This window comes from Pseudomonas japonica, from assembly GCF_013522925.1.
In the GTDB taxonomy this organism is placed as follows: Bacteria; Pseudomonadota; Gammaproteobacteria; order Pseudomonadales; family Pseudomonadaceae; genus Aquipseudomonas; species Aquipseudomonas japonica_A.
The window spans coordinates 223,766-248,111 of record NZ_JAAMQU010000002.1; the positions used below are offsets into that span (position 1 = coordinate 223,766).

Consider the following 24,346-nt stretch of genomic DNA (forward strand, 5'->3'; position numbering starts at 1 on the left):
GGAGCGATGCACGTATAGTAGAAATGAATATCCGAAATCCCAGGTATTGCAGTTGATAATTCCTTGCGCCGGCTGGACCTCAACCTGTTGGTTACCCTCGATGCGTTGCTCGCGGAGCTGAACGTTACCCGTGCCGCCGAGCGCCTGCACCTTTCCCAGCCAACCGTAAGCGTGCAGCTGTCGCGGCTGCGCGATGCGCTGGGTGATCCGCTGCTGCTGCCCGGGCCCCGTGGCATGCGGCCTACCGCAAGGGCCGAATCGCTGCGTGCGCCGCTGCGCCAGGCGCTCGAAGCCTTGCGCCAGGCAATCGCTCCCGCCGATGCGTTTGATCCTGCAACGGCACGGCATGCCTGGCGTGTGGCGGCCACCGATTACACCGAATCCACTATCTTGCTACCGGTGCTGGCCTCGCTCCGCAAAGAAGCCCCCGGCACGCGGCTGGCAGTGCTCAACCTGTCGCCTGGCACACTGGTACGCCAGGCTGAGCAAGGAGAGATAGACATGGCATTCCACATTGCCCATCAGGCGCCGTCGGCCTTGCATCGGCGTTTGCTGTATGTGGAACGCTATGTGCTGGCAGGGCGCGCCGATCACCCACGGCTCAAGCGCCGGCCGGGGCTGGATGTCTTTTGCGAGCTTGAGCATGTGGTCGTTTCGCCTGACGGCGGCGGCTTCTCCGGGCCTACGGATACCGCGCTCGCCGCGCAAGGCTTGGCCAGGAAGGTGGTGGTGTCGGTCCCTCACTTCATGTTCCTGGGGCCGCTGCTGGAGAATACCGATCTGGTGGCCATGGTGCCGTGGCGGGTGGTGGCCAATAATCCACGACTGAAGGTAGTTGAAGCGCCGTTGCCGGTGGAAGGCTTCGAGATGCTTATGCTGTGGCCTGAACGCGTGCACCGGGAGCCCGGGCACCAGTGGTTGCGCCAGCGGATCGTGGAGTGCGTCAGCGGCTGAAGCTCGCCACCGGCTACCCGGGCGGCGATCTTTGGTCGCTCGTCACGCAAACGGCACTTTCCGCGCTGAGCGTCGCCCAAATGCGAACCGGTGTGCCTTAAATCCCCATGACTTGATGTGAGAGTGAGCGAGCCTTGAAAGACCTGAGTCGTGAAGACCTTGAGGCCGAAAATGCAAGGCTGCGGTATATCCTGGACGCGGCGGGCATCGACGGTGAGTACAGTACCAGGCCAGACATCGCCCGGCTGCTTGCCAGGGAAGCGGCCCTTCGCAAGAGTGAACAGCGCTTTCGCACGATACTGGAAACCATCGAGTCGGCGTTTGCCATCGTTCAGGTCAAGTTCGATGCCGACGACCTTCCTATCGACTATCAATTCATCGAGGCCAACCCCGCGTTCGAGCGGCAGGCCGGGGTCAACCTCAAGGGAAAGTGGGTAACCGAGTTTGCTCCCGAGCTGGAGCAGTTCTGGTTCGATACCTATGGCCATGTGGCCAAGACAGGCGAGCCTGCCACCTTCGAGAGCTACGCCAAGGCCTTTCAGCGATGGTTCGACGTGAGGGCGGTGAGCGTAGGTGATCTGGCCGAGCGGCAGATTGCGATCATCTTCAGCGACGTTACCCAGCGGCACGAGGCCGAGGAACGCCTGCGCGTAAGCGAAGCGCTGGCGCGGCGGAACGTGGAACGGGTACAGCTCGCGCTTGCGGCGGGTGCAATTATCGGAACCTGGCATTGGGACGTGGTCACCAATCGCTTTACCTTCGACGACGGTTTCGCCGCCGCGTTGGGCCTGGGCCACGCCTCGGGTGATGAAGGCCTGGCGCTTGAGCAGGTGATTGCCGCGGTGCATCCGGAAGACCTGCCTGGCCTGATGGCCGCCATCGAGGGCGCGTTGAAGCGGGGCGGGGCCTATGCACATCAATACCGGGTTCGGCGCGCCGATGGCTACTACTACTGGATCGAAGCGAACGGCCGGGTCGACCTTGCCGCTGATGGCACAGCGCTCAGCTTCCCGGGTGTGGTCATTGATGTGGAAGAGCGACGCTCTGTCGAAGCCGAGCGCGACCGTGCGGTGTTGGCGCTGCGATCGCTCACCGAAACGCTGGAACAGCGCGTGGCGGACCGCACCCTGGAGCTGATGCAGGCAGAAGAAAAGCTGCGCCAGTCCCAGAAAATGGAAGCGGTGGGTCAGCTGACCGGTGGCCTTGCCCACGATTTCAACAACCTGCTGGCCGGTATTTCCGGTGCGCTGGAACTGATGAGTACGCGCCTTGCGCAGGGGCGCGTGGCGGACATGGAACGCTACATGATTGCTGCCCAAGGCGCGGTGAGGCGCGCCTCGGCGTTGACACACCGCTTGCTCGCATTTTCACGCCGTCAAACCCTGGATCCCCGGCCTACCAATGTGAACGCGCTGGTAGAAGGCATGAGCGACCTGATCCAGCGTACCGTTGGGCCGAGTGTCGCGGTGGAAACAGTAGGTGCAACCAGCTTGTGGCCTACCCTCGTCGACGCCAGCCAGCTTGAGAATGCGCTGCTCAACCTGTGCATCAATGCGCGCGACGCAATGCCCCAGGGCGGGCGTATCACCATAGAAACGGCCAACCGCTGGATGGATCACGAAACGGCCCGGGCTTACGATATGACCCAAGGCCAATACTTGTCTCTATGTGTCACCGACACCGGTGTGGGCATGACGCCAGACGTGATTGCGAAGGCCTTCGACCCCTTCTTTACCACCAAGCCCATAGGCCAGGGGACCGGGCTGGGGTTGTCGATGATCTACGGGTTCGCCAAGCAATCCGGTGGCCACGTACGTATCTATTCCGAAGTGGCGCTGGGCACCACGATCTGTATTTATCTGCCCCGTTATCATGGGGAGGCGGTTGATGATGTACGCGAAGTCGCCACCTTGACCACTCACCCACAAAACACCGGAGAGACGATTCTCATCGTGGATGATGAACCCACGGTAAGGATGTTACTGACCGAAGTGCTTACCGAGCTCGGCTACCAACTGATCGAGGCGGCTGACAGTGTTGCCGGGCTCGCCGTTCTGCGCTCCAGTGCGCACATCGACCTGCTGATCACGGACGTTGGGCTGCCCGGCGGCATGAACGGGCGGCAGATGGCCGATGCGGGCCGGGAACTGCGCCCGGGGTTGAAAACCTTGTTCATCACGGGTTATGCGGAAAACGCCGCTATCGGGAATGGCCACCTTGCCCCGGGCATGCAAGTGATTACAAAGCCGTTCGTACTCGAAACACTGACGGCGCGGGTCCGTGAACTTATGGGTTAGCGCTGCGGTAGTTTTGCTGTAATGGCCGCGCGCGCCCCTGAAAGTTGCGTCTGATAGTGTTTGGAAAAATATTTTAAATTACCTGTCTGATACTTTTATTAGGAATATTCTGCAGGCTGTGTAGGACGGCTGCTGGAGTTTTTGTAGATCTCATATGCTGCAACACTTGTAACAGTGTGAAGTGCTGCATTTGATTCATCAGCTGCGCATAATGCGCGCCTCCTCGATACCCGGGCCTCGGCCTCTGGCGCCATCGATTAGAGTGCTTTCCTTTATTTATTGATCCAGCCTGGGTTTTGATGTTCTGCCGTCCGCGGGAATTAACACATGGAATCAAGTGTAACCGATTTTAACTCTACGCAACTCCGCGCTGTATTACAGCAGGGCGTACTCGATGTCGAAGTCCAGAGTTCTGTAGTCCCCCCTCGGTCCCTTTTCGGGTTCGCGGAGCGGCATAACCCAAGGCGAGCGTTTCTTTTCATTTCACGTGTACTCGGCAAGCACATTCCTGTTGCGCCTTCACGCTTCTCGGAAACGTGCGAGCAGCTTGCAAGCCGACTACCCGGCGACCTTCCCGGCCCGGTGCTATTCATTGGCCTTGCGGAAACCGCTGTGGGCCTCGGCGCCGGTGTGCATAGGGCTTACAGCCGTTTCCGCCCCGACTCGATGTACCTTGTTACCACCCGCCACTTCGTAGCCGAGGATCTGTTCGCCTGTTTCGAGGAGGAGCACAGCCACGCAAGTACTCACCTCGTACATGCCCCTGCCGCCCCAGCGTTGCGGGAGATGATGCTGAGTGCACGTTCCCTGGTACTGGTGGACGACGAAGCCTCTACCGGCAAAACCCTGCTCAATCTCTACAACGCTTTGCTGGCTTCAGGGCTGAGCAGGGTCGAGCGGCTTGTTACCTGCGTCCTTACCGACTGGTCCGGCGGTGCGATCACTGCCGCCGTTGGTGAGCACGCCGCGCAGGTATCGCTGCTGCGGGGGGCATACCGTTTCACCGGCAATTCATGTTCAGTGGTGCCTGCCCGCCCCCGGAGCGGGCTCGCCCCAGTGGCCAGGTGGCCAATCGACCCGGCAAACGACTGGGGGCGCCTGGGTGTACGGAACGTGGCCAACACCCTGGGCCGTGACCTCCAGGCGGTACCTGGCGAGAACATCCTGGTGATCGGCACCGGGGAGTTCGTATGGAAGCCGTTTCTGTTGGCGGAGCGGTTGGAGCGCAGCGGCGCCCGGGTGCATTTCTGCTCTACCAAGCGCTCGCCCATTGCCGTTGGGCACGCCATCGAGCGCGTAATAGCATTCCCCGACAACTATGGGCAGGGCATAGACAACTTCCTTTATAACGTCGCGCCCGGGCAGTTCGAACGGGTATTGCTGTGCACGGAAACCCACAGGCTCGCCTTGCCTGTTTCATTGATCGACACGCTGAATGCGCAGGTGATCGTCGATGGTGAGTAATCGGCCGCTCGTGTTCCTGGACCTGGACGATACCCTTTTTCAAACACCCGGCAAGATGCCCGAAGATGCCTGTCGGTATCCAGCTTCCCATAACGTGGAAGGGGCAGTAAGCGGCTACCAGAGCGAAGCGCAAAAAACCCTTCTGGACTGGCTACGGCGCGATTGCGATCTGGTGCCCGTGACCGCTCGCAGTGTGGAAGCGTTCGGGCGCGTGGCGCTGGGGTTCAGTGGCGGCGCCATTTGTGCCCATGGCGGGGTGATCCTTCGCCCAGACGGTGAGGTGGACCTTCACTGGCAACGCGCGATGGCCGAGCGGCTTCGCCCCTTTCACGCTCGTTTGCCGATGCTGTGTGAAGCGGCCCTTCAAGCAGGCGCCGAACTCGGTATGTCGCTTCGCGGCTGGGTACTGGAGGAGGGAGGGCAGCGGCACTGCATCGTGATCAAGCACAACGCGGGCACCGATGCCCAGTTGGTGCGCTTGCGCGACACCTTGCTGATCGCAGGCCACCTCGAAGGCCTGTACACCCACCTCAACGGTAACAACCTGGCCTTGCTCCCCCTGGGCATCAGCAAGCGCGCTGCAGTGGAGCATTACCTCGCGCAGGATTACGCGCTGCACGGTGGGCGCCTGTTGCTTGGTATTGGAGACAGTGTTTCGGATCTGGGCTTCATGGGGCTGTGCCATTTCTGGGCTACGCCGAGCGGTAGCCAGGTCGCCAAGTGTGTGGAGGGAATCGCCCATGCTTGACCCACTGGCCATGCCAACCGTTGGCAGCGGCAGTTATCTGCCGGCCGATGTTCACATTCTGCTTCGCGTCACGGAACTTGTACCTACGGCCGTGCTGGAAAAGGAACGTTGTATCCAGCGGCAGCAGAAACATTATTCAGAAATGCTCAGCCGCGAGGAGGCGCCTTCGGGTTCCCACCTGGCCTATTTCGAACGCGCGCTGGAGAACAGCGCCGGCAGGATGGCCGCGGACGTGCAAGCCCTCGCGCTAGGGCTGGCGGCGCGTTATACGGGTGCTTCCATTGTGCTGGTGTCCTTTGTGCGCGCCGGCCTTCCTGTGGGGGTGCTGCTGCGTCGGGCGCTGCTGGAACAGGGGCGCGATGTTCACCACTACGGGATCAGTATCGTACGAGGTCGCGGCATCGACACCGTGGCGCTGGAGCACATCATTGCCCGTCATGGGGCGCAGAACATCGCATTCGTCGACGGCTGGACCGGCAAGGGCGCCATTGCCGCCGAACTCAAGCGCAGCCTTGCAGGCGACCACCGCTTTCCCGACCTGCCGCGGTTGGTGGTGCTGGCAGACCCCTGTGGTCGTGCATGGCTGGCAGCCTCGGCGCAGGACTGGCTCATCCCGTCCGGCGTGCTTGGCGCAACGGTATCCGGGCTGGTTTCGCGCTCTGTCTGGCCCACCGATGCAGGGCTGCATGGATGTGTGGTGCAGCATGACCTGACGGCGCACGACCTCACGCGCCCCTTCATCGAAAGGGTCGACGCCGCCCGGGCCACTGTTCGCGCAAGCGCCGCAGCGCCTTGGGCCCCGCCGCACGCAAAGGCACTGCAAGCCGCAACTTCAGGAGTGTTCGGGCACCTGTGCGAGCGCTTCGATACAAACGACCTCAATCGAATAAAGCCCGGAATCGCAGAGGCCACGCGGGCGGTATTCAGGCGTGTTCCTGACCAGGTAGTGGTACGGGACCGGCGCGACCCTGACGTGCAGTTACTTATCCATCTCGCTCAGCAAGCCAGCATCGAGGTGCAGGAGGCCGGCACGGCACTGGGGCCGTACCGGGCGGTTACCCTTATCCGGAGGGTGAGCTAGTGCGAAACGTCTCTCCGTTTGCCTTGGGCGGTACCCTGTATATGCCGGCTACTCGACCGGACCTTCTGGCGGTTATGGTGGGGAAGAAACTACCCGGCCTGCGATCGCTGGTGGTGTGCCTTGAGGATGCCATTGCCGAGTCGGATGCGGCCCCGGCCTTGGCTCGACTACGCAGCACACTAGCCAGCGTCGCCCGCAGTGGCCGTGCCGATGACTGCCGCCCATTGGTGTTCGTTCGCCCTAGAAACCCGCGCATGGCCGCTACGCTGATGGCTTGGCCGGAAATACACGCAGTAGATGGTTTCGTGATTCCCAAACTCGATCTGGCCTCTCTTGAGCGCTGGGCCCGTGTGCTGGATGCCCCCAACCAGTTACTCATGCCCACCCTTGAAACTGCACAGGTCTACAACCCTGCCGCTGTGGCGGATTTGGGCAAGGCGCTACGGGCCGAATTCGGGCAGCGAATCCTGGCGATCCGCATCGGGGGAAACGATCTGCTGGGTTGTCTGGCCCTGCGGCGCCCGCGTACCGGCACCCTGTATGAAACCCCAATGGGCTATGTGATCCCCATGCTTGCCGGTGTGCTGGGCGCGCAGGGTTTCGCGCTCACGGCGCCCGTATTCGAACACCTGGCCATGCCAGAGCTGCTCAATCGGGAAGTGCACCTGGACATGGCCCATGGGCTGGTGGGCAAAACGGCCATCCATCCCAGCCAGGTGCCCCTGATCCATGAAGGCTTGAAGGTCCCCATAGAAGACCTGAACTGCGCCCGGTTGATCGTCCAGGGCGCCCGCCCCGCCGTGTTCAGGCACGACGACGCCATGGTCGAACCGGCCACGCATTACAACTGGGCTGCCAGGACGCTGGAGCGCGCGAAGTGGCATGGCGTGAAGCCGGTCGATTGCAGCCTGGCGCAGGCAGGGCGGTAAAACGCGCGAATGACCGCTGGGCTTATTGCCCTGTAAACAAGGAGAAACCCAAATGCTGGGATGGCTGAAAAGCAACGCTGCAATGGCGCGGGAAGCGCTTACCACCGAAGTAGCGAAGTTCCGAAACCGGCACTTCATGGAAGCAACGGCTGCGGCGTGCGCAATGATCGCCGCCGCTGATGGCGAAATAACTGCCGCTGAAAAAATGAAGATGACGGGTTTTATCAATAATTCGCCCGAATTGAAGGTGTTCAACTTGAATGACGTACTTGCAGCGTTCAACGACGCCAGCAGCAAGTTCGAATTCGATTTCCACATTGGCGAGGCCGAGGCGCTCAAGACCATCGGCAAGCTCAAGGGCAACGACAGCGCGGCACGCTTGCTGGTGCGGGTCGCCTGCGCAGTGGGTGGTTCCGATGGCAACTTCGATAAGCAGGAACGCGCCGCCTGCCGCCAGGTATGCCTGGAACTGGGGCTTAACCCCGCTGACTTCGACTTGTGAGGTACACCATGGACGCTACGCCTCTCGGCTTCCCGCCGTTGACCATCGCGGTATTCGCCGGCATCGCGCTCGGCGCACTGCTGCTGGACATGGTCACCCATCGCGCCGACAGGCCCGTTTCACTGGCCAAGGCATCGCTGTGGTCGGTGTTCTGGGTTGCACTCTCGCTGGGGTTTGCGGCTTTCCTGTACGTGCAACATGGCGCCCATACCGCCAGCCTGTTCATTACCGGCTACGCCCTGGAAAAAGTATTGAGCGTCGACAACCTGTTCGTCTTCATGGCCATCTTCGCCTGGTTCAAGGTTCCGGACGAGCTTCGCCACCGCGTTCTCTACTGGGGTGTGATCGGCGCAGTCGTTTTCCGTGGGGTCTTTGTGCTTATCGGCACCGGGTTGCTCGCCCTGGGCCCCTGGGTCGAGGTGGTATTTGCGGTGATCGTGGCGTGGACCGCCGTCATGATGCTCAAGGGAAGTGGCAGCGATGAAGCTGAAGAGGACTATTCCCGCCACATTGCCTATCGCGTGGCCACCCTGCTGTTTCCGACCTGGCCCAAGCTGCACGGCAATCGGTTCTTCGTCAGCCGCCAGGTGCTTGAAGCGCAGGTACTGAAGCCCGAAAACCATGGCATCACGCTCGCGGCGAAAGGCGCTGTGTTCGCGACGCCCCTGTTCCTGTGCCTTGTGGTGGTGGAAGTGTCGGACCTGCTGTTCGCGTTCGACTCGGTGCCCGCAGTCATTGCGGTAAGCCGAGAGCCGCTGATTGTGTATTCGGCAATGCTGTTCGCCATTCTGGGGCTGCGCAGCCTGTACTTCGTGCTTGAAGCGCTCAAGCGTTACCTGGTGCACCTGGAAAAAGCCGTGATCGCGCTGCTGTTCTTTATTGCAGCGAAGCTTGGCCTCAACGCCACCCACCACCTGTTCGAACACAGCTACACGATCGCCCCCAATACAAGCCTGGCGATTGTCATGGCCGTACTGGCTGCGGGCATTGCCGCCAGCCTGATCTTCCCCGCAAAGGCGCCTTCACAAGCCGAACACAACTGACCCCTCGCACACCTGTACGAACAAGGAGCTTCACATGGCATTGTCTCTTCAAAAGGGCGGTAATCTTTCGCTTACCAAAACCGACCCTTCCCTCACGCGAATCGTCGTAGGGCTGGGTTGGAACCCCCGCGCTACCGACGGCGTGGATTTCGACCTGGACGCCAGCGCCTTCCTGCTGAACGCAACGGGGACAGTCCGCGGGGAGGGGGATTTCATCTTTTACAACCAGCTGAAAAGCCCCGACGGCTCGGTCGAGCACACTGGTGACAACCGTACCGGCGCTGGCGACGGCGATGACGAGCAGATCAAGGTAGACCTCGCGCTGGTCCCGGCAGACGTGGATAAGGTGGCGTTCGCCGTGACCATTCATGAGGCGGGCGACCGAGGGCAGAATTTCGGCCAGGTGGGTGGTGCGTTCATCCGCATCATCAACGAGACCACGGGCGAGGAAGTGGTCCGCTACGACCTTGCCGAAGACGCTGGCACCGAAACCGCCATGATCTTTGCCGAGCTGTACCGCCACAATGGCGAATGGAAATTCCGCGCCATCGGCCAGGGTTACGCAGGGGGGCTCAAGCCCTTGGCGCAGGGCTACGGGGTAAACATGGGCTAGCGGCGAGTAACGGCCGGTAGCTCAGCCCCGTGACGTTTGCACGATCAGCTGAGCTATCCGGTCCAGCCCCACCACTTGCCGGGCAGCCCCAAGGCGAATCGCTTCCTTGGGCATGCCGAACACCACGCAGCTGGCCTCATCCTGGGCGTAGGTATCGGCCCCGGCCTCAAGCATTTCTTTCAGGCCCCGGGCGCCATCGTCACCCATGCCCGTCATGATCACGCCTGTGGCATTGGCGCCGGCGAAGCGCGCAACGGAGCGGAACAGTACATCCACCGACGGCTTGTGCCGGTTGACGTGAGGGCCATCGGTGACCTGCACGTGATATTGCGCGCCGCTGCGCTTGAGCAACATATGGCGCCCACCCGGCGCGATCAGCACCCGCCCCGGCAACACACGGTCGTTGTCCCGGGCTTCCATCACTTCCACCTGGCAAAGGCTATCAAGCCGCTGGGCGAACGCAGCAGTGAATTTCTCGGGCATGTGCTGCACCACGAGAATGGCCGGGCATACCCGAGGCAGCGCCGTCAGCACGCGCTCCAGTGCCTGGGTACCGCCAGTGGAAGTGCCCAATGCAATCACGCGCTCAGTGGTGCGGGCCATGGCCTGAGCGCCGGCGGGCGGCAGAATCGCATCGGCGGTATGTTTCGGCGCCACCGCTGGCAGCGGTGAACGTGCACGCAGAGCGTTCAGGTTGGCTTTCGCCGCACCCCGTACCGCGCTGGTCAATTCCGCCGCCGATTGGTGCAGGAATTCCTTCAGGCCCATTTTCGGTTTGGCAATGATATCCGCAGCGCCGGCGGCCAAGGCTTGCAGTGCGGTCTGGCTGCCACTTTCAGCCAGGGTAGAGCAAATCACCACGGGGGTAGGGCGCTCGGCCATCAGCTTGCGCAGGAAGGTCACGCCGTCCATGCGCGGCATTTCCACATCCAGCACGATTACATCCGGCCATTGCTTGGCCATCTTTTCCATGGCGAACAACGGGTCGCTGGCCACACCGATAACCTTCAGGTCGGGGCTCTGCTCCAGAATGGCTTGCAGTACCTGACGCACCACGGCCGAGTCGTCGATGATCATTACCTTGATGGGCATGGCGAGCGGGCTCATGGTTTGCGGTAGATGGAAGGAGACACCAGCGCCAGCGCGTCCGTTACGCCGTTCAGGCTTTCGGAGTGGCTCACGATGAAGTAGCCACCGCTGCGCAGTAGCGGGACCAGCCGGCTGAGCACGCGCTGCTTGGTAGGTACATCGAAATAGATCAGCACATTGCGCAAAAAGATCACATCGAATTCGCCCAACTTGGGCAAGTGATCGTTCAGGTTCACCTGCAGGAACTGCACGCGATCGCGCAGCGGTTTGTCCACCAGCAGCGTGCCTGCCTGGCGCCCGATGCCCTTGAGGCAATAACGGCTCAAGTGTTCCTGGCTCAGGTTGCGGGCCCGCTCCATGGGGTAATGGCCCCGAGCGGCTTTTTCCAACACCCGAGTACTGATATCCGAGCCGAGTATTTCCCAGGGTTTTTCGCCCAGGCAGTCGGCCAGCAGCATGGCGAGGCTGTAGGGCTCTTCCCCGGAAGAACAGGCGGCGCTCCACAGGCGGAACGTGCGCCCCGGCCGTTGAAGCTGCGGAAGCTGCTCACGCAGCCACTCGAAATGCTTGGGTTCGCGAAAGAAATAGGTTTCGTTGGTGGTGAGCAGATCCAGTGCAATCTGGGCTTCGTCCGCACCCTGGGGGGTGGTGATCATCGCAAAATAAGCGCCATGATCATTCATGCCATGGTGACGCAAACGCGTGGCCAGGCGGCCCGCCACCAACGCCTTCTTGCTGGCCGCCATATGGATGCCCGCGCGCTGATAAAGCCAGCGCTGAAAGTGCGCGAAGTCGGCGTCGGTGATGCCGCTGTTGCTCACGCCGCCGCCTCGCCTGCCATGTGGCTGATGGCCGCCAGGTCTTGCAAGGCGAGCACACGGTTGGCATCGAGCACAATCACAAAGCGTGCATCCAGGCGCGCCATGCCGGCGATGAAGTCGGCGCGAATGCGCGCGCCGAACGCCGGCGCCGGCTCCATGTGCTCGGCGGCAATGTCGAGCACCGCGCACACGGCATCTACCAGCAGGCCGAACACCTGCTTGTCGCCGTCGTCCGAGTTTATTTCCAGGATCACCACGCAGCTGCGGCGGCCAAGCTCGGCCGGTGGCTGACCGAAGCGTGCGGCCAGGTCAATCACGGGTACCACCGCGCCGCGCAAGTTGATCACGCCGCGCACATAGGCCGGCATCATCGGTACCACAGTCATCTGGCTCAGCTCGATGATTTCCTTGATGCCTTCGATGGCCAGGGCATAGGTGTCCCCGGCAACCGAAAAGGTCAGGTACTGCGCATCGGCGAGGGTGCCGGGGGGTGGGCTAGTCATGGCGGCGCCTCCTTCAGAACCGGGTGAACTCGGTTTCACACAGTGCCGCAGCCGGCTCACCGCGCCAGGCCTGACGTGCAGGCGTGGCGACCGCTGGCCGCACCGGGCTGCGCTGCGAGGTTGGCGGCACGCCGCGGGCGTTGTCGGTTTCCATGCGGAAGAAGCTCATGGCGCGCTGCAGTTGCTCGGCCTGGCTGCTCATTTCCTCGGCGGTGGCCGCCAGCTCTTCGCTGCTGGAAGCGTTCTGCTGAGTGACCTGGTTCAGCTGCACCATTGCCATGTTGATCTGGGCGACGCCCGCAGACTGCTCTTCGGAGGCAGCACTGATTTCCTGCACCAGGTCGCTGGTCTTGCCGATGGAGGGCACCATCTCGGTCAGCAGGGCGCCGGCGCGTTCGGCCAGGCTCACGCTGCTGGTAGACAGTTCACCGATTTCCTGCGCGGCCACCTGGCTGCGTTCAGCCAGCTTGCGCACTTCGGCGGCAACCACCGCGAAGCCTTTGCCATGCTCACCGGCACGGGCGGCTTCGATCGCAGCGTTAAGCGCCAGCAGGTTGGTCTGGTAGGCGATGTCGTCGATGATCCCGATGCGCTGGGCGATCTTCTTCATGGCGTCGACGGTAGCCTGCACCGACTGCCCGCCTTCCACGGCTTCGCGCGAGGCCTTGCTGGCCATGCCATCGGTCACCTTGGCGTTTTCCGTGTTCTGGTTGATGCTGGCGGTCATCTGTTCTACCGAAGCGCTGGTCTGTTCCACGCTGGCAGCCTGCTCGCTGGTGGCCTGGCTCATGGACTGCGCGGTGGCGCTCACTTCTTCCGAAGCGCTGGCCAGGTTATCCGCCGCATGGCGCACTTCGCCAATGATGCGGCCAAGCTGGCCGGCCATGTTTTCCATAGCAACCAGTACCCGGCCGGTTTCATCCTGGCTGGTCACTTCCACCTTCACGGCCAGGTCACCCTCGGCCAAGCGCGTGGCCACATCCATGGCATGGCGCAGGGGGCGGGAGATGATGCGGGACACGAACCAGGTAAGGAACAGGCCCATGATCACCGAGCCGGCCAATACCAGCGCGATCGCCAGGCGTGCGCGCTCATAGGTGCTGGCAGCTGCTTCGCTGACGGCCTGGGCGTTGGCGTCGTTGAGCGCGACCAGCTTGCCAAGGGTCGCCGAGGCGCCCTCGAACACCGGGCGAGAATCCACGGCCAGCATGGCTTTGGCGCCTGCCTTGTCGCCCTGGCGGGACAGGTTCAGCAGTTTTTCGCTTATGGCAAGGTACTGGCGATAGTCGCCGACAAAGCTGTCGTAGAGGGCTTGTTCCTCGGGGCCGGAGATCAGCGGCTTATATTTTTCCAGGTTGGCATCAACTTCAGCTTTGGACTGCTGCCCGGTGCGCACCAGCTCATCCATCTCCGCGTCGCTGTCGGCCAGGATGTGGCGCGCCTCGCGGGTGCGGTACTGGGTAAGGTTGTAGCGCATGGCGGCTGCGGCGCGGATGGACGGCACGGAATCCTCGCTCATGCGTACCGCGGCGCTATTGACCGCAGACAGTTGCATGATCGCGAAGACGCCCAACACGATGGACAGTGACAGCACCAGCAGGAAGGAAATCAGCAGCTTGGCGGAGATTTTGAGATTGTAGAACCAGTTCATTGGAACACCTCGGGACTAACCCTGGACAGCCTGAAACGTTGAAGAAAGTTTGAGCGAGGCGCTCTCGCGCTCGGTCAGGTGCTTGAGCAGGGCAGGCACGTCGAGGATCAGGGCGACTGCGCCACTACCCAACACGCTGGAGCCGCTGATGCCTCGAACGCCGCCGAACAGCGCGCCGAGGGGTTTGATAACGGTTTGGTATTCGCCCATCAGGTGGTCCACCACCAGCCCCGCCTTGAGGCCGTGGGCGCGGATCACCACGATGTTTTCCCGCCGGGGCGCTTCGCCGTGCAGCTCGAAATGGTCACGCAGGAACACCAACGGCAGCACTTCCCCGCGCAGGTCAACGTGGCCCCTGGCCCGCAAGGCGTCACGTTCGCCGGGCACCAGCTCCATGCATTCGCGCACCATCCCCAAGGGGATGACATAACTGCTGCCCGCAGCTTCCACGAGCAGCCCGTCGATCATCGCCAAGGTGAGTGGCAACCGGATGCGCACAGTGGTGCCTTCGCCTGGCGGGCTGAACAGCTCGATACTGCCGCGCAGGCCGGTGATGTTGCGTTTCACCACGTCCATGCCCACGCCACGCCCGGACAGGTTGGTCACGGCCGCCGCGGTGGAAAAACCCGGTTCGAAAATCAGTGCCAGCAGCTCACGATCGCTAGGCTCGGTATTGCCGATCAGGCCGCGTTCGCGTGCCTTGGCCAGAATCCGCGCGCGGTTCAGGCCGGCACCGTCATCGCTGAGCTCCACAACAATGTTGCCGGCGTCGTGAAACGCGTTGAGGTGCAGCCGGCCACGCGCAGGCTTGCCTGCCGCCAACCGCGCTTCGGGTGTTTCGATACCGTGGTCCATGGCGTTGCGCAACAGGTGCATCAGCGGGTCACCGAGCTGCTCCACCAGCGCTTTGTCCAGTTCGGTGTCGCCACCGCTCACCACCAGCTCGATGTCCTTGCCCAGCCCCTGGCTGACGTCACGTACCACGCGATGAAACCGGTTGAAGGTTTCGCCGATCGGCACCATGCGCATGGCCAGCGCGCCTTCGAGCACCTGCTCCACCAGCGCGTTGACCGAGGCGGTCGCTTCCAGCAAGGCCTCGTCGCCGCGGCCCGTGGCGGCACGTTCGGCCAGCAGGCGCGCACCGGCGCCCGCAGTTACCAGTTCACCTGCCAGGTTGATCAAGGCCTCGAGCTTGTCGGCGCGCACCCGCACCCAGGCCTGGCGGTTGTCTGGTGTTGCGCGCGGCTCTGGCGTGGCTGTTTGCACAGCTGTCGCCACGGCGGGTTCCACGGCCTCCACAGGCAACTGCTCGCTCAAGGGCTCGCCGGTCAATTCGTTGATCGCCAGCTCGCATTCACCCTCTACAAACGCGAACGCCTGGGCCAGGGTGTCTGCATCGCAGGCGGCCTGCAGCTGAAGGTCGAAGCCCAGGTAGCAGGTTTCAGGGTCGAAGGTTTCGGCTTCGCTGATGCCTTGCTGGTGAAGCTCCAGGGCCTTGCGCTCGCCGAGGGTATCCAGGTAACGCAGGAACGACAGCGGGTCCATGCCGTGGCGGAAGGTGTCTTCGCCGAAGCGCACCGAAACCTGCCAAAGCCGACCAGGGTTTGCTTGAGCCTGTTCCACCGCAGCCGCCGGGGCAGCCGCGGCTTGCCCACCGCAGGCGGCAAGGCGGTCACGCAACGGTTGTTCGTTGGCCAACAGCGCGGCACCCGGCTCGCGGCGCTCCACGGCTACGCACTCGAGCAAGGCGCTCAAGTGGTCGTTGCAGCCCAGCAGCAGCGCGATGCGATCACGGTCGATGGCCAGGCTGCCGCTACGCAGGCGGTCGAGCAGGTCTTCGACCACATGAGCGAAGCTCACCAGCGGGTCGAGCCCGAACAGCCCGGCCGAGCCTTTGATGGTGTGGGCCGCGCGGAACACGGCGGCCAGGCACTGCATATCGCCCGGCTCGCTCTCCAGGCGCAGCAGCGCTTGCTCCATGTCCTGGAGGAGTTCGCGGGCTTCGGCGATAAAGGTCTGCAGTGCAGCGTCAAGGTTCATAGGCCGGTTTGTTCCTGAGGGTCAAAGATCACGAAGGCATCGCGAGGCCGGTCGCGGGGCAGAGCTGGAGCACGGCACGCACGGCATCACTGGCGGCGGTGAGGGCCAGGTCATGGCCCTCTGCGCGCAGCCGCTGCTGAATGAACAGCAACCACTGCAACCCCGCACCGTCCATTTCTGCCACCTGGCTGAGGTCCAGGCGCCAGGCGCAAGCTTGGGCGAGCCAGGCTTGCGCGGCGGCGTGCAGTTCGCCCACCTGGTAAATGGTCAGCTCGCTTTGCAAGGTGACCTGCAGCGCGTCGCCGGCTCGCTCTGCCACGATCATGGCGCGATCAGCTTGGCCACGGCGGCCAGCATCTGCGCTGGCTGGAAGGGCTTCACCACCCATGCACGGGCGCCAGCGGCCTGGCCTTCCTGCTTGCGGCTTTCCTGGGATTCGGTCGTGAGCATGATCACCGGCGTGAACTTGTACGCCGGCAGTTTCTTCAGCTCTTTCACGAAGGTAATGCCATCCATGTTCGGCATGTTCACATCGCTGATCACCAGGTGGATCTTCTGGCCGGTCAGCTTGCGCAGCGCATCCTGGCCATCGCAGGCTTCCAGCACGTCGTAACCCTGGCCCTTGAGGGTGATACCTACTACTTGGCGAATGCTCGCGGAGTCATCCACCACCAATATGGACTTGGCCATATAACCTCCTGAAGGGTGATTTATTAAAAGCGGTCAATACGCCGTTGCCCGAAAGGGCAGCGGCCTAGAAAAAGGTGATAGCGCTGTCGGCGGGCCTGGCGCTGCCCCGGCCGTGATGGTTGTTGCGCTGCTCTTGCATCGCGTAGGTGCGTTCGGTTTCGGCCAGCCAGGCGTCCACGTCGAGGTGGAAGGGTTCGCCGGTCGCCTGGCAATGCTCCAACTGCTGATGCAGGCTCGCCATCCGTTCACGTACCTGAACGAGGATCTGGCTCACGCGGTCCTGGAACTGCAGTTCTACCAGCACCTGGGAAAGCTCATGGCCAATGCCGGTACTTTCGTCCTGCAGCAGCTGCGATGCACTTTGCAGCTGCCCGGTGATGCCCTCGAAACTTCCTAGCACGCCTTCGATGGTGTGCTCGGCCTGCGCAACGGTGTCGTTGCCCTTGTCATTGCTTTCACCCGCCACTTCTACCAGGCGGCCGATGGCGGTATTGATCACGTCCACCTTGGCGGACATTTTCTGGCCCGTTTCGCTGGACTGGCTCGATAGCGAGCGCACCGCATCGGCAACCACGGCAAAGCCGCGGCCGGCTTCCCCGGCGCGTGCCGCTTCAATAGCGGCATTGAGCGCCAACAGGTTGGTTTGCTGAGCGATGGCGGCCACTTCCGCTGCCATCTGCCGCAGCTCGCCGGTGTAGTCGGTGAGGTTGCGCACGGCGTGGAGCATTTCATTACGGCTTTGCTGGCTCACACGCAACGTGTCCACCACTTCGCTCAGGGCAGCCTGGCTTTGGGACAGGCCTTCGCCTGCGCCTCCCTGGCCCATGTCACCGGCGGCCTGGCGCGAGGTACTCACGGTGTGGTCGAGGCGTTGGGCAATGTCTACGAAACGTTGGGTAAGCGCACCAATGGCCGCTTCGGTCTGGTCACGCGAGGTGTCGATCTGGCGCATCCATACCGGCAATGCGGCGAGACACAAGCGCTGAGCATCTTCAACCCGAGGGGCTTCACTTGCAGGCGCCTGGCTGGCGAGCTCACGCGCCTGCGCTTCGGCCGCCTGGTGCTGGCCGCGCCAGCCGCATAGCGCGCCGGCCACCACAGCGGGCGCAGCGACACAAACTGCGGTCAACCAGAACGGCAGGGCAGGCGCGCTTGCCAGCACGGCCAGTGAGACGGCTGCGCCCACAGCGTTGAACAACACAGGCGCGCAACGGGCGACAGGATGAACATCGCGAACGTTGGACTTCATGGGTAACCCTTGAGCAGCGGCCCCGGGCGGGGCAAGTACCTGGGTTATCCCCTATGGGCTCAATAACCTTAGTCAATCGAGCAGCCATTCGTCGTAAAGCTGGATCCTATTGTGCGAGGTTTGTACAGGCAGGCAGGCGTGTAAAACACCGCCTTTGGCGGACGGACCGTTCGTAGTCAATGATCACGGGGCAGAGCGGGGGGATAACGAAACGGCTTGAATGCAAAGCACGCTGTACAACTTTTCATGGCCTTGCTTTCACGCAGTTGCCGACCGTAGGAGTCGGCGGAGCCGGCGAACGCATCGGTTTGCGTGTGCCGGCCTCCAAGCCTTTGAATGAATCTAGAAGTTTTTCGCGGCCCCCCGGGTGCCGGGGTATTCGATTTCCTGAACGATCTTGTTCTTGATGTCCAGGCGCTTTTTCTTCAGCGCGCTTACGGTGTCATCGTCAGCCGAGGCGCTCTCGGCATCAACCACTTGCCGGTCGATGTCTTCGTATTTGGTGACCAGGCTTTGCAGCAGTTTGTTGGTCTGCTGCAGCTTGTTTACTTCTTCTCGCGTTTTGCCCAGGTCGGCATAAAGATCATGTGTAGCTGGCATCGCTTCACCTCGCGGCTGGTGGATTATACGGAGCATAGCCGTTGATTCACGGGTTTGACCCTTGCAAGCGGGGCGTTCGTTCCCCTGACCTGGGCTATGCTAAGACCACTGGTCACTCCTGGCCGGCCGATGTGAGGACCTCCATGCCACACCTGCACCTGGAATACACCCGCAACCTGACTGGCCTCGAACCTGAGAAGCTCCTGCTCAAGCTGAACCATTCCCTGATGGCGAGCGGTCAGTTCGCCCATGAAGTGGATATCAAGGCCAGGGCCGTGCAGCTCGATCATTTCCGCGTAGGCATTGGCCTGGGTGAACGGGCGTTCGTGTACGTGAAGCTCGCCATACTCAGTGGCCGGTCGGCCGAGGTAAAACGCAAATTATCTGAAGGGCTGCTTGGCGCTCTGCAAGAAGGTATCAGTGCACCGCCGGGGCTGGATCTGCAGCTGGGTGTGGACATCGTCGACATGGACCGCGAAGCCTATGTCAAATGGCGAAGCCAGCCCTGAGCGCGCGGCGCCACTGTTTTGTGTGAGGGAAACCTGAAAGTTTCCTTCATAAATTATCAAGGTTTCGTTTAACCTGGTGCTAATACTTACTCCCGGCATATTTTTCACGAAAAGTTTATTTTCCTCGCCCTAAAGTTCGCTCGGCTCGGCTGGCGAGCGAACTTTGCGAACGTGAAAAATATGTCGATGATCAAACCGGTGCGCCCGGAAGTGATAACACTTGCGGCTAGTGCCTGCCTGTTGGCCTCGTTCAACCTTCCGTTGTGGCACCACCTTGGCGAAATCACGCGTAGCACCAGCGCTGGCTTGACGATTGCCTTCGCAGCACTCATAGGGCTTGCGTTCAACCTCGTGCTCTCGTTGCTTGGCGGTCGCTGGACCCTGAAGCCCGTGTTGATGGTGCTGTTCCCCGTGAGCGCGGGCGCGGCCTGGTTCATGAACAAGTACGGCATCGTTATTGACCCCGGCATGTTCAGGAACATTGCCGAAACGGACATCAGCGAAGTACGTGACCTGCTTTCGTTGAAGTTCATAGGGTATATGGTGTTGTGCGGTGTGGTGCCCGCAGTGGTGATCTGGAAGTTGCCTGTAAGTTACCGCCCGGGGCTGCGCGGCCTATTCGCCAAACTTGCCGCCCTGATCGCCAGCGCCGTGCTTATGGCCGTTATCGCACTGAGCAACTACCAAGGCCTTGCTTCGCTGTTTCGTAACCATCACGAGCTGCGTTTGCTGGTAGTGCCGAGCAATGTGATAGGGGCAGGGCTGGCGTACGTCAATGAACAGGTCGCTTCGGTACGCCAGCCCTTCGAGCAGGTGGGCGCCGATGCACACAAGGCCACGGCCTGGGCCAGCCATACCCGCCCATCGCTCACGGTGCTGGTGGTGGGCGAAAGCGTGCGGGCAGACAACGTAGGCCTGCTGGGCTATCAGCGCGATACCACCCCCGAGCTTGCTCAGGAGGAAGGCGTACTGGCCTTTGCCCATGTGCAATCGTGCGGCACCGAAACCGCCGTGTCGGTGCCATGCATGTTCTCGAACCTGGGGCGCAAGGGGTATACCGCCGTACGGGCGCAGAACCAGGAAGGCTTGCTCGACGTGATCCAGCGTGCCGGGGTGAAGGTGGTCTGGCTGGATAACCAGTCAGGCTGCAAGGGTACCTGCGCCCGGGTGAGCTACCAGAACCTTGCTCAAAGCAAGGACGGCCATTACTGCGACGATGAGTGCCACGATGGAATACTCCTGCGTGACCTTCCCGCCATGCTCGACAACCTGAAGGAAGACACCGTGCTGGTGCTGCATGAAATGGGCAGCCATGGGCCGGACTACTACAAGCGCTACCCGGCCGGGTTCGACTTTTTCACGCCTGTTTGCCGCAGCAATGCGCTGGATGCCTGCTCCCGGGAAAGCATCGTGAACGGGTATGACAACACCGTGCGCTACGCCGATCATGTGCTGGCCAGCCTGATCGACACCCTGCGCAGCCATGAGGGCAAGGTGGACAGCGCCATGCTGTACCTGTCCGACCACGGCGAGTCGTTGGGTGAATACAACCTCTACCTGCACGGCACTCCGTACATGCTGGCCCCCGATCAGCAAAAGCACGTGCCGCTGATCGCCTGGTTCTCCACGGGCTACCGCAGCGCTTTCGCGGTAGACACTGCGTGCCTGCGCCAGCGGCAAAGCCTGCCCTTAAGCCAGGACAACCTGTTCCATTCCATGCTTGGCCTTCTGGCCATTGACACCTCGGTGTATGAGCCTGCCCTGGACCTGTTCGCAGGCTGCCGTGGCAACAAGCCATGACCCGGCTGTAACGGTCCTCGAGCGGCGCGATATATACTGCGCCCATTGTTTGAGGAGAGGCTTGTGGCCATAGCGATAGAGTGGATCCGTGACGACCAGGCACTGGCGGCGCAGTGTGCTGCATGGCAGGCGCTGCCGTTCATTGCGTTGGATACGGAATTCGTGCGAGTGGACACCTTCTACCCCAAGGTCGGGCTGCTGCAGGTGAGCGACGGGCATACGGCCTTTTTGATCGACCCGCTCGGCATTTCTGCCTGGGCACCGCTGGCCGAGCTGTTGGCTGCGCCAGGCGTGGTGAAGGTGCTGCACGCCTGCAGCGAAGACCTTGAGGTGCTTGCCCGGCTGACCGGCCAGTTGCCTGCGCCGCTGTTCGATACGCAGCTGGCGGCGGCCTACCTGGGGCTGGGGTTCTCGATGGGGTATTCCCGCCTGGTGCAGGAAGTGTTGGCAATCGAACTGCCCAAGGGCGAAACCCGGTCCGACTGGCTGCAGCGGCCCCTTTCCGAGCTACAGGTGAGCTATGCCGCGGAAGACGCGCTGCACCTGGCCGAGGTGTATCAGGCGCTGCGCCCGCGGTTGAGCGACGAGCGCTTTGGCTGGGTACTGGATGACGGCCACGAGCTGGTAGCGCAATGGGGCCGCGAGGTCGACCCCCGTGAGCTGTACCGTGACGCCCGGCTCGGCTGGAAACTCACGCCGGTGCAGTTGGCGGTGTTGCGCGAGCTGTATGCCTGGCGCGAAGAGCAGGCGCGCCTGCGCGACGTGCCTCGTAACCGGGTGATCAAGGAACAGACGCTCTGGCCGCTGGCCCGCTTCCAGCCCAATAACCTGTCGGCGCTGGCGAAGATCGACGAAATGCACCCCCGCACCATCCGCCAGGACGGCGAAACCTTGCTTGCGCTTATTCATGATGCAGCCCACACCCCGGAAGCGGAACTGCCCGCGCCGTTGCCCGAGCCTTTGCCAATGGAGGCCGCAGGCGTGCTCAAGCAGCTGCGCGCGGTAGGCCAGGCCGAGGCCGAGCGGCTGGGCATCGCCCCGGAACTGGTATTGCGCAAGAAAATCCTCGAAGCCCTGCTGCGCAGCGGTTTTCCGAACGGGCCCTACACACTTCCCGATACCTTGCGCGGCTGGCGGCGCGAGCGGCTTGGCCAGGCCTTGCTCGATAACCTGGCCACCGTTGGAGGCGAACAGCCATGAAACGTATCTGCTCGATTTATCGCAGCCCCAAGAAAAACGAGATGTACCTCTACGTACTCAAAAGCGATGCGCTGGCCCGGGTGCCCGAGGGGCTGCTAGCCGCGTTCGGTGCGCCGCATCATGCCTTCGACCTGGTGCTCAGCCCCGAGCGGCAGCTGGCTCGCGAGGATATTCACAAGGTGCTGGAAAACCTTGATGCCCAAGGCTACCACCTGCAGATGCCGCCGCCTGAAGCGGAGTACATCGAGCACCTTCCCGAGGAGCTGCTGCGGCGCAACGATCCCATCTAGCCCGCGGCGTGCCGATTTCACTGGACTGCCGGTGGCCTTCTTGTAGGCTGCCGGCCTTTGCCTCGTTGTCGCTTTCAAGGTTCGACCATGCGCGTGCTTATCGCGGAGCAGGCCTTTGCCGCCTACACCGCCCTGCTTCAGGACAAGGCACCGGCCTTGCACATTCACACCAGCGGTGATTCCGCCGAACTCTCTCGCCTGGCTGCCGAATGCCCGGTATGGCTGGGGCAGCCGGATTTACTGGCCAGCCTGTTGCGTCAGGGCCACCGCCCTCGCTGGGTGCAGTCCACCTGGGCGGGCATCACCCCGTTGCTGGCGCTGGGCTTGACCCGGGATTACACCCTTACGCGCGCAGTCGGGATTTTCGGCCAGGTGATGGCCGAGTACGTGCTTACCTATGTGCTGGGCCATGAGCGCAAGGTGATGACCCGCGTGGTCAGCCAGGTCGAACGGCAGTGGGACAATCGGCCGGTGGCCAGCATCGCCGGGCGCAAGGCGCTGATCGTGGGCGTAGGGGATATCGGTCGCAGCGTTGCCTATTACCTTTCCCTCTTTGGCGTAGAGCTGTATGGCATCGCCAGCGGCCCGCGCGAGCTGGCGCCATTCAAAGAGGTCGCCGGGCTTGAGGCGCTGCCACGGCTGGTGCAGGAGGCGGATTTTGTGATCAACCTGTTGCCCGATACGCTCGCCACTCGAGACGTGTTCGATGCGCGGCTGTTTGCCGGTTTCAATCCCGAGGCGTTGTTCATCAACGTGGGGCGGGGGAGTGCCGTGGTGGACGCAGACCTGGTGCAGGCCCTGCGCGACGGCCACCTGGCGGGTGCGGTGATCGACGTGTGCCGGCAGGAGCCGTTGCCCCGCCAGCATCCGTTCTGGACCGCCTGGGGGCTGTTGCTCACTGGCCATACCGCGGCGCCTACATCGCCCGCGTTGATGGCCGGCCTGTTCCTCGAAAACCTTGCGGCATTCGAGGCAGGGCAGCCCTTGCGTGGCACCGTGGATTTCAACCGCGGCTACTGAACCGGGGCTTCAGCTGAAATCGAAGTCGCCACTCTTGGCCAGCTCTTTTACCGGGCGCCGTGGGCTTGGGGTTTCCCGGCCCTGCAGGTACTCCGGAAGGCTGGCCTTGTCGCCCAGCTTGCCGACCGCTACCGCCGCATGCAGGGCATAGCCTTCAGGCACTTTCAGGGCTTCGCGGGTTTTGGCCTGGTCGAAGCCGGCCATGCCATGGGTGTGATAGCCGCTGATGCTCGCTTGCAGGGCAAAGTGCGCCCACGCCGAGCCGGTGTCGAAGGTGTGCCACAGCGCCGGGCCTTCTTCAGTGGCACCCGGCGGGGTGAAGGTGGTTTTCGACAGGATGATCACCAACGCCGAGGCGTGTTGTGCCCAGGCGCGGTTGAATTCGTTGAGCAGCTCCAGGTAACGCGCCCAGTCCGGGGTATCGCGGCGGGCATACAGGAAGCGCCACGGCTGCGAGTTATAGGCCGAGGGTGCCCAGCGCGCGGCTTCGAAGAAGCTCAGCAGGGTTTGCTCGTCGATCGGCTCGGCGTTGAAGGCACGGGGCGACCAGCGATTGATGAAGTGTTCGGCGATGGCGTAATCGGCAATACGTGGGGTATCGGGCATGGCGTCGCTTCCTGTTCAAGAAGGTAGCAAGCTACTCAACCGGATCGACGCTGGCAAGCAACGGTTACCGACAGTCGCCGGGGCTTGGCCCCAGCCCCGCGCACCACTAGACTTGCGCCCGCTTTCTGCCGATGCCCCATCGGCATGCCTTTCGTATCAGGAACGCCCATGGCCGCCAAAGTAGAACCCTTCTGGATTCGCAAAACCCTCGATCAGCTCGATCAGGGGGAGTGGGAATCGCTGTGCGATGGCTGCGGCCTGTGCTGCCTGCAAAAGCTGGAAGACGAAGACGACGGCAGCGTGTATTACACCCGCATTGCCTGCCGCCTGCTGGACCGCGACACCTGCCGCTGCAGCGATTACCCCAACCGCCGCGCCCAGGTGCCGGATTGCATCCAGCTCACCCCGGACCAGGCCGATGAGTTCAAGTGGCTACCGCCTACCTGCGCTTACCGGTTGGTGAGCGAGCGCCAGGACCTGCCCCTCTGGCACTACCTGGTGTGCGGCGACCGCGATCAGGTGCACAAGCAGCGCGTGTCCCAGGCCGGCCGCATGCTCAGCGAAAACGCCGTGGCTGCGGACGACTGGGAAGAGCACCTGATCTTCCGCGCCGGCTAACGACTGCCGTATTTTTAGTAGCAGCCACG

General features: G+C 62.4%; 25 protein-coding genes. 15 read left to right on the forward strand and 10 right to left on the reverse strand.

Going from position 1 to position 24,346, the window contains the following annotated elements; genetic code table 11:
- The first annotated feature begins 27 nt into the window (after window positions 1-27).
- From G7016_RS03660 to G7016_RS03700, 9 genes are all read left to right on the forward strand, one after another.
- Window positions 28-954, forward strand: a complete 927-nt coding sequence (locus G7016_RS03660; protein ID WP_375139673.1) for a LysR family transcriptional regulator — start codon at window positions 28-30, stop codon at window positions 952-954.
- 134 nt (window positions 955-1,088) lie between these two features.
- Window positions 1,089-3,251: an ATP-binding protein gene (locus tag G7016_RS03665; RefSeq protein ID WP_181111478.1), complete on the forward strand. Its 2,163-nt coding sequence runs from the start codon at window positions 1,089-1,091 to the stop codon at window positions 3,249-3,251.
- Window positions 3,252-3,578: 327 nt separating this feature from the next.
- On the forward strand, window positions 3,579-4,715 hold the full coding sequence (locus tag G7016_RS03670; protein WP_181111479.1) for a phosphoribosyltransferase domain-containing protein: 1,137 nt from the start codon (window positions 3,579-3,581) through the stop codon (window positions 4,713-4,715).
- Complete coding sequence (locus tag G7016_RS03675) at window positions 4,705-5,463, forward strand: trehalose phosphatase (protein ID WP_181111480.1); 759 nt, start codon at window positions 4,705-4,707, stop codon at window positions 5,461-5,463. Before G7016_RS03670 ends, G7016_RS03675 begins: the two co-directional genes overlap by 11 nt.
- Window positions 5,456-6,544, forward strand: a complete 1,089-nt coding sequence (locus G7016_RS03680) for a cysteine protease StiP domain-containing protein (protein ID WP_181111481.1) — start codon at window positions 5,456-5,458, stop codon at window positions 6,542-6,544. Before G7016_RS03675 ends, G7016_RS03680 begins: the two co-directional genes overlap by 8 nt.
- Entirely contained in the window at window positions 6,544-7,473 is a 930-nt protein-coding gene (locus G7016_RS03685; RefSeq protein WP_181111482.1) for an HpcH/HpaI aldolase/citrate lyase family protein, read from the forward strand. Before G7016_RS03680 ends, G7016_RS03685 begins: the two co-directional genes overlap by 1 nt.
- Before the next feature lie 52 nt (window positions 7,474-7,525).
- Window positions 7,526-7,975 carry a tellurite resistance TerB family protein gene (locus tag G7016_RS03690; RefSeq protein ID WP_181111483.1) on the forward strand — a complete coding sequence of 150 codons (450 nt, stop codon included), beginning with the start codon at window positions 7,526-7,528 and terminating at the stop codon, window positions 7,973-7,975.
- An 8-nt stretch (window positions 7,976-7,983) separates the two neighbouring features.
- Window positions 7,984-9,018 (forward strand): TerC/Alx family metal homeostasis membrane protein, encoded by a 1,035-nt coding sequence (locus G7016_RS03695; protein WP_181111484.1) that lies wholly within the window; start codon window positions 7,984-7,986, stop codon window positions 9,016-9,018.
- A 34-nt stretch (window positions 9,019-9,052) separates the two neighbouring features.
- Window positions 9,053-9,631: a TerD family protein gene (locus G7016_RS03700; protein ID WP_181111485.1), complete on the forward strand. Its 579-nt coding sequence runs from the start codon at window positions 9,053-9,055 to the stop codon at window positions 9,629-9,631.
- Between the two features lie 21 nt (window positions 9,632-9,652).
- Here the strand turns inward: G7016_RS03700 and G7016_RS03705 are convergent, their stop codons facing one another.
- The 9 genes from G7016_RS03705 to G7016_RS03745 all read right to left on the reverse strand — a co-directional run bounded on the left by G7016_RS03705 (window position 9,653) and on the right by G7016_RS03745 (window position 18,274).
- On the reverse strand, window positions 9,653-10,723 hold the full coding sequence (locus G7016_RS03705; RefSeq protein ID WP_181111486.1) for a protein-glutamate methylesterase/protein-glutamine glutaminase: 1,071 nt from the start codon (window positions 10,721-10,723) through the stop codon (window positions 9,653-9,655).
- An 11-nt stretch (window positions 10,724-10,734) separates the two neighbouring features.
- Window positions 10,735-11,541 (reverse strand): CheR family methyltransferase, encoded by an 807-nt coding sequence (locus G7016_RS03710; RefSeq protein ID WP_181111487.1) that lies wholly within the window; start codon window positions 11,539-11,541, stop codon window positions 10,735-10,737.
- Complete coding sequence (locus G7016_RS03715) at window positions 11,538-12,044, reverse strand: chemotaxis protein CheW (RefSeq protein WP_181111488.1); 507 nt, start codon at window positions 12,042-12,044, stop codon at window positions 11,538-11,540. The genes G7016_RS03710 and G7016_RS03715 overlap by 4 nt, the downstream gene beginning before the upstream one ends.
- A 13-nt stretch (window positions 12,045-12,057) precedes the next feature.
- Window positions 12,058-13,695, reverse strand: a complete 1,638-nt coding sequence (locus G7016_RS03720; protein WP_181111489.1) for a methyl-accepting chemotaxis protein — start codon at window positions 13,693-13,695, stop codon at window positions 12,058-12,060.
- Between the two features lie 15 nt (window positions 13,696-13,710).
- Complete coding sequence (locus tag G7016_RS03725) at window positions 13,711-15,735, reverse strand: chemotaxis protein CheA (protein ID WP_181111490.1); 2,025 nt, start codon at window positions 15,733-15,735, stop codon at window positions 13,711-13,713.
- A 28-nt stretch (window positions 15,736-15,763) separates the two neighbouring features.
- Window positions 15,764-16,060 (reverse strand): STAS domain-containing protein, encoded by a 297-nt coding sequence (locus G7016_RS03730; RefSeq protein ID WP_181111491.1) that lies wholly within the window; start codon window positions 16,058-16,060, stop codon window positions 15,764-15,766.
- Window positions 16,057-16,425: a response regulator gene (locus G7016_RS03735; RefSeq protein WP_181111492.1), complete on the reverse strand. Its 369-nt coding sequence runs from the start codon at window positions 16,423-16,425 to the stop codon at window positions 16,057-16,059. Before G7016_RS03735 ends, G7016_RS03730 begins: the two co-directional genes overlap by 4 nt.
- A gap of 64 nt (window positions 16,426-16,489) precedes the next feature.
- Window positions 16,490-17,674, reverse strand: a complete 1,185-nt coding sequence (locus tag G7016_RS03740; RefSeq protein ID WP_181111493.1) for a methyl-accepting chemotaxis protein — start codon at window positions 17,672-17,674, stop codon at window positions 16,490-16,492.
- A gap of 342 nt (window positions 17,675-18,016) precedes the next feature.
- Window positions 18,017-18,274 (reverse strand): DUF465 domain-containing protein, encoded by a 258-nt coding sequence (locus G7016_RS03745; protein WP_181111494.1) that lies wholly within the window; start codon window positions 18,272-18,274, stop codon window positions 18,017-18,019.
- Between the two features lie 143 nt (window positions 18,275-18,417).
- Between G7016_RS03745 and G7016_RS03750 the strand changes: the two genes are divergently transcribed.
- The 5 genes from G7016_RS03750 to G7016_RS03770 all read left to right on the forward strand — a co-directional run bounded on the left by G7016_RS03750 (window position 18,418) and on the right by G7016_RS03770 (window position 23,093).
- Window positions 18,418-18,783, forward strand: coding sequence for a 5-carboxymethyl-2-hydroxymuconate Delta-isomerase (locus tag G7016_RS03750; protein WP_181111495.1), 366 nt, complete (start codon window positions 18,418-18,420; stop codon window positions 18,781-18,783).
- A 180-nt stretch (window positions 18,784-18,963) separates the two neighbouring features.
- Window positions 18,964-20,583, forward strand: coding sequence for a phosphoethanolamine transferase (locus G7016_RS03755; protein ID WP_181111496.1), 1,620 nt, complete (start codon window positions 18,964-18,966; stop codon window positions 20,581-20,583).
- A gap of 63 nt (window positions 20,584-20,646) precedes the next feature.
- Window positions 20,647-21,783, forward strand: coding sequence for a ribonuclease D (gene rnd, locus G7016_RS03760; RefSeq protein WP_181111497.1), 1,137 nt, complete (start codon window positions 20,647-20,649; stop codon window positions 21,781-21,783).
- Window positions 21,780-22,073, forward strand: a complete 294-nt coding sequence (locus G7016_RS03765; RefSeq protein WP_181111498.1) for a YcgL domain-containing protein — start codon at window positions 21,780-21,782, stop codon at window positions 22,071-22,073. The genes rnd and G7016_RS03765 overlap by 4 nt, the downstream gene beginning before the upstream one ends.
- 87 nt (window positions 22,074-22,160) lie before the next feature.
- Entirely contained in the window at window positions 22,161-23,093 is a 933-nt protein-coding gene (locus G7016_RS03770; RefSeq protein WP_181111499.1) for a D-2-hydroxyacid dehydrogenase, read from the forward strand.
- A 9-nt stretch (window positions 23,094-23,102) separates the two neighbouring features.
- Here G7016_RS03770 and G7016_RS03775 read toward each other — a convergent pair whose 3' ends face one another.
- Window positions 23,103-23,699: a nitroreductase family protein gene (locus G7016_RS03775; protein ID WP_181111500.1), complete on the reverse strand. Its 597-nt coding sequence runs from the start codon at window positions 23,697-23,699 to the stop codon at window positions 23,103-23,105.
- Window positions 23,700-23,867: 168 nt separating this feature from the next.
- Here G7016_RS03775 and G7016_RS03780 point away from each other — a divergent pair, with 168 nt between their 5' ends.
- Window positions 23,868-24,317, forward strand: coding sequence for a YcgN family cysteine cluster protein (locus tag G7016_RS03780; protein ID WP_181111501.1), 450 nt, complete (start codon window positions 23,868-23,870; stop codon window positions 24,315-24,317).
- Window positions 24,318-24,346 lie beyond the last annotated feature (29 nt).